The 10,504-nt window shown below is 63.6% G+C and carries 5 protein-coding genes; 4 read left to right on the top strand and 1 reads right to left on the bottom strand.

Features of this window, described 5'->3' with window-relative positions:
• Positions 1–307 precede the first annotated feature (307 nt).
• The 4 genes from ACNFCJ_RS18990 to ACNFCJ_RS18975 all read left to right on the top strand — a co-directional run bounded on the left by ACNFCJ_RS18990 (position 308) and on the right by ACNFCJ_RS18975 (position 9,309).
• Positions 308–1,537: an MdtA/MuxA family multidrug efflux RND transporter periplasmic adaptor subunit gene (locus tag ACNFCJ_RS18990; RefSeq protein ID WP_416773037.1), complete on the top strand. Its 1,230-nt coding sequence runs from the start codon at positions 308–310 to the stop codon at positions 1,535–1,537.
• The gene (locus tag ACNFCJ_RS18985) at positions 1,534–4,626 is read left to right on the top strand and encodes an MdtB/MuxB family multidrug efflux RND transporter permease subunit (protein ID WP_416773036.1); all 3,093 of its coding nucleotides are present in this window, start codon (positions 1,534–1,536) and stop codon (positions 4,624–4,626) included. Before ACNFCJ_RS18990 ends, ACNFCJ_RS18985 begins: the two co-directional genes overlap by 4 nt.
• Before the next feature lie 133 nt (positions 4,627–4,759).
• Positions 4,760–7,864, top strand: coding sequence for a multidrug efflux RND transporter permease subunit (locus tag ACNFCJ_RS18980; protein ID WP_416773034.1), 3,105 nt, complete (start codon positions 4,760–4,762; stop codon positions 7,862–7,864).
• Positions 7,861–9,309, top strand: a complete 1,449-nt coding sequence (locus tag ACNFCJ_RS18975) for an efflux transporter outer membrane subunit (protein ID WP_416773032.1) — start codon at positions 7,861–7,863, stop codon at positions 9,307–9,309. Before ACNFCJ_RS18980 ends, ACNFCJ_RS18975 begins: the two co-directional genes overlap by 4 nt.
• 52 nt (positions 9,310–9,361) lie before the next feature.
• On the opposite strand, the gene ACNFCJ_RS18970 is transcribed toward ACNFCJ_RS18975, so the two are convergent.
• Positions 9,362–10,369: a TRAP transporter substrate-binding protein gene (locus ACNFCJ_RS18970; protein WP_256836962.1), complete on the bottom strand. Its 1,008-nt coding sequence runs from the start codon at positions 10,367–10,369 to the stop codon at positions 9,362–9,364.
• Positions 10,370–10,504 lie beyond the last annotated feature (135 nt).

The following is a 10,504-nucleotide window of genomic DNA, read 5'->3' as shown; positions in this document are numbered from 1 at the left end:
ACCTGAGCGCTGCACTTTGCATCATTGCACCAGTAAAAACACAAACGCCCCGAATCAATCGAGGCGTTTGTATTGAACCGGTTCAGTTCAGAACGTTTTCACACAGTCTGTTCGCAGGCCGTTTTTATTTGTGCACCAAGCCGAACGTTCTGGGCACGTCGACAGTCCCTTGCCCGATGCAGATTTTTTCGCGGACTCAAACAGTTAGTAACGTAAGGGCAGCGTAAAAAGCGGGTAAATGGGCTTTGCTTGACGCGGGCCAGTGCTTATCGTGCCGACTCCCATCAAAAGTGATATTGCGCCTGCCATGTCGAATGCTTCCCCGTCTCCATCGAATTCCTCCCGTCAGTGGCTGATTGGCCTGACGTTGCTCGCCGTACTGCTTCTGCTGCTGTGGTGGTTCTGGCCGAGCAAGCCAGAAAGCCAGCAGATGGGCCGTGGCCGTTTCGGTGACATGGGGCCTGTGCCGGTGCGCATGGCCGAGGTCAAGCAGGGTGAGTTCGCCATCGAGCTCAAGGCGCTTGGCACGGTGACTTCCTACAACACGGTCAACGTGCGTTCGCGGGTCGACGGTGAGCTGGTCAAGGTGCTGTTCGAGGAGGGCCAGCAGGTCAAGGCCGGTGACCTGCTGGCGGTGATCGATCCTCGTCCTTACCAGGTGGCCTTGCAGCAGGCGCAGGGGGCGCTGCAGGAAAACCAGGCGCAACTGAAGAACGCCGAGCTGGACCTACAGCGCTACAAGGGACTGTACGACGAAGACAGCATCGCCAAACAGACCCTGGACACCCAACAGGCGCTGGTCAACCAGTACCGTGGCAGTCTGCAGAGCAACCAGGCCGACGTCGCCACGGCCAAGCTCAACCTCGACTTCACCCAGATTCGCGCGCCCATCGACGGTCGCCTCGGTCTGCGTCAGCTGGATATCGGCAACCTGGTCAGCAGCGGCGATACCACCCCCCTGGTGGTGATCACCCAGGCCGATCCGATCGCGGTGATCTTCACCATCCCCGAGGGCGATCTGCCTGCTGTACTGCAGCGCCGCCGCGACGGCACGACCCTGACCGTCGAGGCCTGGGATCGTGGCGAACGCCTGAAACTGGCCGAGGGCGTACTGGAAAGCCTGGATAACCAGATCGACACCACCACCGGTACGGTCAAGCTCAAGGCGCGCTTCGACAACGCCGAGCAGATGCTCTTCCCCAATCAGTTCGTCAACGTGCGTCTGCGCGTTGAAACCCGTGAGGCCGCCACCATCATTCCGTCCGCTGCGGTGCAGTTCGGCACCCAGGGTACCTTCGTCTACGTCGTGGGTGACGATAACAAGGTGAGCATCCGTCTGGTCACCATCGCCGCCAGCGACGCTGAACGCAGCATGGTCAGCGAGGGTGTGCAGCCGGGCGAGCGGCTGGTCATGGAAGGCACCGATCGTCTGCGGGACGGTAGCGAAGTGGAGGTAGTCGACCCCACTGCCGTGCAGGAATCCAAGAGCGAAGGGCGGCGTGAGCCTGGTCGGACCGCGGCGCGGAATGACGCATGAACATCTCCCGCCCCTTCATCCTGCGGCCGGTCGCTACCACGCTGTTGATGGTGGCGATCTTCCTCAGCGGCCTGATCGCCTACCGACTGCTACCTGTGTCGGCGCTGCCGGAGGTGGATTACCCGACCATCCGCGTGCTGACCCTCTATCCAGGCGCCAGCCCGGATGTGATGACCAGCGCCGTGACCGCGCCGCTGGAGCGCCAGTTCGGGCAGATGGCCGGGCTCAAGCAGATGTCCTCGACCAGTTCGGGCGGCGCCTCGGTGATCACCCTGCGCTTCAATCTCGATGTCTCGCTGGCGGTGGCCGAGCAGGAAGTGCAGGCGGCGATCAACGCAGCGAGCAACCTGTTACCTGGCGATCTGCCGGCGCCGCCGGTGTACAACAAGGTCAACCCGGCCGATACGCCAGTGCTGACCCTGGCGGTGAGTTCAAAGTCGATGCCGCTGCCGCAGGTCAACGACCTGGTCGATACCCGCCTGGCGCAAAAGCTCGCGCAAACCAGCGGTGTCGGCTTGGTGACCCTGTCCGGCGGGCAACGCCCGGCGGTGCGTATCCGCGTCAACCCGGAGGCGCTCGCCTCCTATGGCCTGAGCCTGGCCGACGTGCGCAGCCTGATCACGGCCAGCAACGTCAACCAGCCCAAGGGCAACTTCGACGGGCCTACGCGGGTTTCCCAGCTCGATGCCAACGACCAGTTGAAGTCGGTCGAGGAATATCGCGAGCTGATCCTCAGTTATCAGAATGGTGCCGCGCTGCGCCTGAAGGATGTCGCCGAGATCATCGACGGCGCCGAGAACGAGCGCCTGGCCGCCTGGGCCAATCGCAACCAGGCGGTGCTGGTGAACGTGCAGCGCCAACCCGGCGCCAACGTCATCGATGTGGTCGACCGCATCCAGACCCTGCTGCCGCACCTGACCGAAGGCCTGCCGGCCAGCGTCGAGGTCAAGGTGCTCACCGACCGCACCCAGACCATCCGCGCTGCAGTGCGCGATGTGCAGCACGAGCTACTACTGGCCATCGCCCTGGTGGTGATGGTGACCTTCCTGTTCCTGCGCAAGTTGTCGGCGACCCTGATTCCGTCCATCGTCGTTCCGCTGTCGCTGATCGGCACCTTCGGCGTGATGTACCTGGCCGGTTTCACCATCAACAACCTGACATTGATGGCGCTGACCATTGCCACCGGTTTCGTGGTCGACGACGCCATCGTCATGCTGGAGAACATCGCCCGTCATCTGGAGGAGGGCGAAACGCCGCTCAACGCTGCGCTCAAGGGCGCCCGGCAAATCGGCTTCACTCTGGTCTCGCTGACCCTGTCGCTGATCGCCGTGTTGATCCCGCTGCTGTTCATGGCCGATGTGGTGGGGCGATTGTTTCGCGAATTCGCCATCACCCTGGCGGTGGCTATCCTGATTTCCCTGGTGGTATCGCTGACCCTCACGCCGATGATGTGCGCGCGTCTGCTCAAGGCCGAAAAGCCCGAGTCGGAAGGGCGCTTCTACCACGCGGCCGGTGGCGTGATCGACCGCATGATCGAACGCTATGGCGTGTGGCTGCAGTGGGTGCTGCGTCACCAACCGTTGACACTGCTGGCGGCCGTGGCGACCCTGGGCCTGACCGTGCTGCTGTATATGGCGGTGCCCAAGGGATTTTTCCCGGTTCAGGACACCGGTGTGATCCAGGGCATTTCCGAGGCGCCGCAGTCGATTTCCTTCAGCGCCATGAGCGAGCGCCAACAACGCCTGGCCGACGTGATCCTGCGTGATCCGGCGGTGGCGAGTCTGTCCTCGTCGATTGGTGTGGATGGCGATAACCCCACGCTCAACAGCGGCCGTCTGCTGATCAACCTGAAAACCCACGCCGAACGCGATGTCACCGCCAGCGAGGTGATCGAGCGCCTGCGTCCGGAGCTGGCGAAGGTTCCCGGTATCGAGTTGTTCATGCAGCCGGTACAGGACCTGACAATCGAGGATCGCATCAGCCGTACCCAGTTCCAGTTCACCCTGGAGTCGCCTGACAGCCAGTTGCTGGAAACCTGGACGCCGCGTCTGGTCGAGGCGCTGCGCGAGCAGCCGGAGCTGACCGACGTGGCCAGCGACCTGCAGAACCGCGGCTTGCAGGTTTACCTGGATATCGACCGCGACGCAGCGGCGCGCTTGGGTATCAATGTCGGCACCATCGACGATGCCTTGTACGACGCCTTCGGCCAGCGCCAGATCAGCACCATCTACACCCAGGCCAGTCAGTACCGCGTGGTGCTGGAAAGCCGCGATGGCGGGCGTATCGGCCTGGCTGCCCTGCGCCAGATCCACGTCGCCACCGGCGACGGCCAGCAGGTGCCGCTGTCGTCCCTGGCGCATATCGAAGAGCGGCCCGCCAGTCTGCTGATCAACCATATCGGTCAGTTCCCGGCGGTGACGCTGTCGTTCAACCTGGCCTCTGGCGTGTCGCTGGGCGAGGCAGTGGCGGTAATCGAGCGGGTCGAGCAGGAAATCGGCCTTCCGGGTGGCATCAATACCCAGTTCCAGGGTGCTGCAGAGGCGTTCCGTGCGTCGTTGTCATCGACCTTGCTGCTGATTCTGGCGGCCATCGTCACCATGTACATCGTGCTGGGCGTGCTCTACGAGAGCTATATCCATCCGATCACCATTTTGTCCACGCTGCCGTCGGCGGGCGTTGGTGCACTGCTGGCGCTGCTGCTCACGGGCAACGACCTGGGCCTGATCGCCATCATCGGCATCATCCTGTTGATCGGCATCGTCAAGAAGAACGCGATCATGATGATCGACTTCGCCCTCGAGGCCGAGCGCAACCAGGGCATGGCGCCTGAGGCGGCGATCTATCAGGCGGCGCTGCTGCGCTTTCGGCCGATCCTGATGACCACCCTGGCGGCGCTGTTCGGTGCCATTCCGCTGATGCTCGCCTCGGGCTCCGGCGCCGAGCTGCGCCAGCCGCTGGGCCTGGTGATGGTCGGCGGCCTGCTGGTCAGCCAGGTGCTGACGCTGTTCACCACACCGGTGATCTACCTGTACTTCGATCGCCTGTCGCGCCGTTTCAGTGGGCGTAGCGCGGCAGGAGTAGCGGTATGACTGGTGTGTGGCTTTTCCTCCCCTCTCCCGCTTGCGGGAGAGGGGCCGGGGGAGAGGGCGGGTGTCGTGCTGTGCCATCGGCCCTCTCCCCAACCCTCTCCCATAAATGGGAGAGGGAGCAGGGCAATCGCGCATGAACCTCTCGGCCCCCTTCATTCGCCGTCCGGTCGCCACGCTGCTGCTGAGCCTGGCGATCATGCTGCTCGGCGGCGTCAGCTTCGGCCTGCTGCCGGTGGCGCCGCTGCCACAGATGGATTTCCCCACCATCACCGTGCAGGCCAGCCTGCCTGGCGCCAGTCCGCAGATCATGGCCTCGACCGTGGCCACGCCGCTGGAACGCTCGCTCGGCTCGATCGCCGGGGTCAGCCAGATGAACAGCCGCAGCAGCCAGGGCAGCACGCGGATCATGATCCAGTTCGACCTGGACAAGGACATCAACACCGCGGCGCGCGAGGTACAGGCGGCGATCAATGCGGCGCGCGAACTGCTGCCCAGCGGCATGCGCACCATGCCCAGCTATCGCAAGATCAACCCGTCGCAGGCACCGATCATGGTGCTGTCGCTGACCAGTGCCACGCTGAACAAGGGCCAGCTGTACGACGTGGCTTCGACCATCCTGGCGCAAAAGCTGTCCCAGGTTGGCGGTGTGGGCGAGGTGCAGGTCGGTGGTAGTTCGCTGCCGGCTGTAAGGGTTTCCCTCGAGCCGCGTCTGCTCGATCACTATGGCATTGCGCTTGACGAAGTGCGCCAGACCATCGCAGCCAGCAACGCCCTGCGTCCCAAGGGCGCGGTCGAGGACGAGCAGCGCCGCTGGCAGGTGCAGGCCAGCGACCAGCTGGCCAAGGCCGCCGATTACCTGCCGATGATCATCCGCTACCAGGACGGCGCTGCCGTGCGCCTGGGCGACGTAGCCACGGTTACCGATGGCGTCGAGGACCGCTACAACAGCGGCTTCTACAACGACAAGGAAGCGGTGCTGCTGGTGATCAATCGGCAGAGCGGGGCGAACATCCTGCAGACCATCAGCGACATCCGCGCCGAGCTGCCGGCGCTGCGTGAGGTGATTCCAGCCAGCGTCGAATTGGAAGTGGCGATGGATCGCTCGCCGGTAATCCGCGCCACCCTGCACGAGGCCGAGCAGACCCTGCTGATCGCCGTGGGCCTGGTGATTCTGGTGGTGCTGGCGTTTCTCGGGCGTTGGCGCGCAGCGCTGATTCCGGCACTGGCGGTGCCGGTGTCGCTGATCGGCAGTTTCGCCGCCATGTACCTGCTGGGTTTCTCGCTGAACAACCTGTCGCTGATGGCGCTGATCATCGCCACCGGCCTGGTGGTGGACGATGCCATCGTGGTGCTGGAGAACATCGCCCGGCACATCCATAACGGCGAGAAGCCAATGGCTGCGGCGTTCAAAGGCACGCGCGAGGTGGGCTTTACCTTACTGTCGATGAACCTGTCGCTGGTGGCGGTGTTCATCTCCATTCTGTTCATGGGTGGCATCGTCGAGCGGCTGTTTCGCGAGTTTTCCATCACCCTGGCCGTGGCGGTGGTGATTTCCCTGCTGGTGTCGTTGACGTTGACGCCGATGCTCTGCGCGCGCTGGCTCAAGGCCGAGGACGAGCAGCCGCGCGGCCGCCTGCAGCAATGGGGTGATCGCCTGCAGACGCGGGTGCTGGCCATCTACGGGCGTTCGCTGGACTGGGCACTGCGCCATTCGTTGCTGATGGTCATCAGTCTGCTGGCGACCATCGCGCTGAACGTTTATCTATTCGTCAGCATTCCAAAGACCTTCATGCCGCAACAGGACACCGGCCAACTGATCGGTTTTATCCGCGGCGACGATGGCCTGTCGTTCCAGGTCATGCAGCCGAAGATGGAGATTTTCCGCAGGGCGGTGCTGGCCGATCCGGCGGTGGACAGCGTCGCGGGCTTCATCGGCGGTTCCGGCGGCATCAACAACGCTTTCATGATCGTGCGCCTGAAGCCCATCAGCGAGCGCAGCGTGTCATCGCAACAGGTGATCAACCGCCTGCGCGCCACGGTGCCGAAGGTGCCCGGTGGGCGTATGTTCCTCATGCCGGATCAGGACCTGCAGATCGGTGGGCGCGAGGGGCGCAGTTCGGAAAACGAGTACATGCTGCTCTCGGGCGACCTCGATGCCCTGCGTGAGTGGCTGCCCAAGGTGCGTGAAGCGCTGCGCGCGTTGCCCGAACTGACCGATATCGACGCCCGCGAGAACAGTGGTGCCCAGCAGATTCGCCTGGTGGTGGATCGCGAAGCCGCGCAGCGCCTGGGTGTGGAGATGAGCATGATCACCGCGGTGCTCAACAACGCCTTCAGTCAGCGCCAGGTTTCCACCATCTATGAAGCGCTGAACCAGTACAGCGTGGTGATGGAAATCAACCCGCTCTATGCCCAGCATCCCGAGGCGCTGGACCAGATTCAGCTGATCACCGCCGATGGCGCACGGGTGCCGCTGTCCACCTTCGCCCATTGGGAGCGCAGCCTGGAGGAAGATCGAGTCAACCATCAGGGCCAGTTCGCCGCCGAGAACATCGGTTTCTCCCTGGCCGAAGGAGTCAGCCTGGATCAGGCCAGCCGCGCCATCGACAACGCCGTGGCGCGGGTCGGCCTGCCCACCGAAGTGCAGGGCATGCTGGGCGGCACCGGTGCGGCCTTCCAGCAGACCCAGGGCAATCAGCCGCTGATGATCCTGCTGGCACTGGTGGTGGTGTATATCGTGTTGGGCGTGCTCTACGAGAGCTACGTACATCCGCTGACCATCCTTTCGACCTTGCCGTCGGCCGGCGTTGGCGCCTTGCTGGCGCTGCAGCTGGTAGGCATGGAGTTCAGCCTGATCTCGCTGCTGGGCCTGTTCCTGCTGATCGGTATCGTCAAGAAGAACGCCATTTTGATGGTCGATCTGGCGCTGCAACTGGAGCGCGGTGAGCGCCTGAGTCCGCAGGAGTCCATCCGCCAGGCGTGCCTGCTGCGTTTCCGACCGATCATGATGACCACCCTGGCTGCGATCCTTGGCGCCTTGCCGCTGGTACTGGGCAGTGCCGAAGGTTCGGAGATGCGTCAACCGCTGGGTATCACCATCGTCGGTGGTCTGGTGTTGAGCCAGATGCTGACGCTCTACACCACTCCTGTGGTCTACCTCTATTTCGACCGCCTGCGCCATCGCGTCAACCGCTGGCGCGGCGTGCGCACCGATGCTTCGTTGGAAAATCCGTTATGAATCGAGCTCCTTTCGCCCGAACTCTTGTTTCCTTGCTGCTGGCCGGCGTGCTGGGCGGCTGCGCCCTGGGGCCTGACTATCAGCGCCCCGAACTGGCGGCACCTGCACAGTTCAAACAGGTCGCGGGCTGGAAAGCCGCCGCGCCGGCAGATGTTCTCGAGCGTGGCAACTGGTGGGCGCTGTACGGCGACGCCGAGCTCAACGCACTGGCCGAGCGCCTGCAGCCATCCAACCAGAACCTGGCCGCCGCCGAGGCCCAGTACCGCCAGGCAAGGGCACTGGTTCGCGGTGCGCGTGCCAGCTTCTATCCCACGCTGTCCGGCAGCGCCGGGGTGACTCGGGCCGGGCAGGGTGGCGGTGACAGCACCACCGTCAGTGGTTCTGGAGCGTCAAGCATTTCCAAGAGTTATGACCTCAGCCTCAATGCAGCCTGGGAGCTGGATCTCTGGGGCAAGCTGCGCCGGGGCCTGGAGGCCAGCCGCGCCGAATTCGAGGCCAGCGCCGCCGACCTTGCCGCTGCGCGCCTGAGCCTGCAGAGCGAACTGGTGCAGAACTACCTGCAACTGCGCATTCTCGACGAACAGAAGCGCCTGCTCGACGCGACAGTGGCCGCTTACGCGCGCTCGCTGCGCCTGACCGAGAACCAGTATCGAGCCGGCATCGTGCCCAAGTCCGACGTGACCCAGGCCACCACTCAGCTCAAGAGCACCCAGGCGCAGGCAATTGATCTCGAGTGGCAGCGCGCGCAGCTCGAACATGCCATTGCCGTGCTGGTCGGCGTCAGCCCGGCCGAACTGTCCATCGCGCCACGCGAAAGCTTGCCGGCATTGCCCCAGATGCCCATGGCGCTGCCTTCGCAGTTGCTCGAGCGCCGCCCTGACGTCGCCGCGGCCGAGCGCCGGGTGATGGCGGCCAACGCGCAGATCGGCGTAGCCGAAGCGGCGTGGTTCCCCGATCTGACGATTTCGGCGACCGGTGGTTATAGGGGCAGCAGCTTCGCCGACTGGATCGAGGTACCCAACCGCTTCTGGTCGCTGGGCCCGCAACTGGCACTGACCCTGTTCGACGGCGGTGCGCGCCGCGCGGAGGTGGAGCGCAGCGAAGCCGCCTATGATCAGACTGTGGCGCAATACCGCCAGGCGGTGCTGGACAGCTTCCGCGAAGTGGAGGACTACCTGGTGCAGCTGCGCGTGCTGGAGCAGGAGAGCGGGGTGCAGCAGGAGGCGCTGGATGCGGCGCGCGAGTCGCTGCGTCTGATCGAGAACCAGTACCGCGCCGGTACCGTCGACTACAACAGCGTGGTTACCGTGCAGGCCACCGCGCTGAACAACGAACGCACCAATCTCACCCTGCTGGGTAGCCGGCTGACTGCCAGTGTGCAGCTGATCGCTGCTCTCGGCGGCGGCTGGCAGGTGGAGCGACTACAGCAGCAGGCGCCCCAGTAGGTGAAGGAAGTAAGCAGTCGGCGTGGCGGAAAACCGCCATGCCGGCTGTGAGTCATTCGCGATGCTTGCGGTTCACCGTCTGCGCCGCCTTGATCACGTCACTGCCAATCTGCCCTTGGAACTGTTCCCATACCGGACGCATCGCATCGCGCCAGGCCTGGCGCTGCTCGGCGGTCAGGTTGATGACCTGGCTGCGACCAGAATCCACGATGCGTTGGCGGTCAGCCTGGTTGGCGGCTTCGGCCTGTTTGTTCACCGCATAGGTGACTTCATCGATGATGGCTTCCAACTCCACACGGATCTGATGCGGGATGCCGTACCAGAAGCGTGAGTTGCTCACCAGCATGTAGTCCAGCACGCCATGGTTGGTTTCGCTGATGAAAGGTTGTACTTCGTGCAATTTCTGGCTGTAGATGTTCGACCAGGGGTTCTCCGCACCTTGCACCTGGCCGCTCTGCAGCGCCTTGAACACTTCTGCGAAGGGCAGCTTCTGGGTGCTGGCGCCAACCTGGCCGAATTGCGCCTCCAGCACCGCCGAGGGCTGAATGCGGAAGCTCAGGCCATTGGCGTCACCGGGCGTATGCAGCGCACGCGTTGCGGAAAGCTGCTTCATGCCGTTGTGCCAATAGGCCAGGCCGACGATGTTCTGGTCTTCCATCGAGCGCAGCAGTTGGCGGCCTTTGGAGCGCTTCTGGAAGCGATTGACCGCTTCGATGTCGTCGAACAGAAAGGGCAGGTCGAACACTTGCAGTTGCTTGGTGTACTGCTCGAATTTGGCCAGGGAGGGTGCCAGCAGCTGCACCTCATCGTTGCGCAGTGCCTCCAGCTCGTTGGCGTCACCGTAAAGACTGGAGTTCGGGTAGACCTCGACCTTGACCTTGCCGGCCAGGCGCTCCTCGACCAGTTGCTTGAACATCAGTGCGCCCTGGCCCTTGGGCGTGCCATCGGCGACGACGTGGGAAAACTTGATCAGGATAGGTTCATCGGCCAGTGCCGTATTGGCACCAAGAGAGGCTAACGCCAAGGCGCATGCGGCCAGGGCGCGGACTGGATTGAACATACTGCTTCCTTTTCTTCTTGTCGGTTGCGACGCCTTTATGGCGGCCTCGTGTTGGTCGCTCCACTGTTCTGCTATGGGGATATAGGCAGCATCCCAGACAGTTCAGAGCTGATCCGTGCATGGCAAGGGTTATGC

It is taken from the genome of Pseudomonas sp. NY15364 (assembly GCF_048068235.1).
Taxonomy (GTDB): Bacteria; Pseudomonadota; Gammaproteobacteria; order Pseudomonadales; family Pseudomonadaceae; genus Aquipseudomonas; species Aquipseudomonas mendocina_D.
Note: the sequence above shows the minus strand (reverse complement) of the source record. Positions and strands in the feature narration are given on the sequence as shown.

Bases quoted from the DNA above. Each gene is read 5' to 3' on its own strand.
- ACNFCJ_RS18990 (WP_416773037.1), top strand. From the start codon at position 308: ATGTCGAATGCTTCCCCGTCTCCATCGAATTCCTCCCGTCAGTGGCTG.
- ACNFCJ_RS18985 (WP_416773036.1), top strand. From the start codon at position 1,534: ATGAACATCTCCCGCCCCTTCATCCTGCGGCCGGTCGCTACCACGCTG.
- ACNFCJ_RS18980 (WP_416773034.1), top strand. From the start codon at position 4,760: ATGAACCTCTCGGCCCCCTTCATTCGCCGTCCGGTCGCCACGCTGCTG.
- ACNFCJ_RS18975 (WP_416773032.1), top strand. From the start codon at position 7,861: ATGAATCGAGCTCCTTTCGCCCGAACTCTTGTTTCCTTGCTGCTGGCC.
- ACNFCJ_RS18970 (WP_256836962.1), bottom strand. From the start codon at position 10,369: ATGTTCAATCCAGTCCGCGCCCTGGCCGCATGCGCCTTGGCGTTAGCC.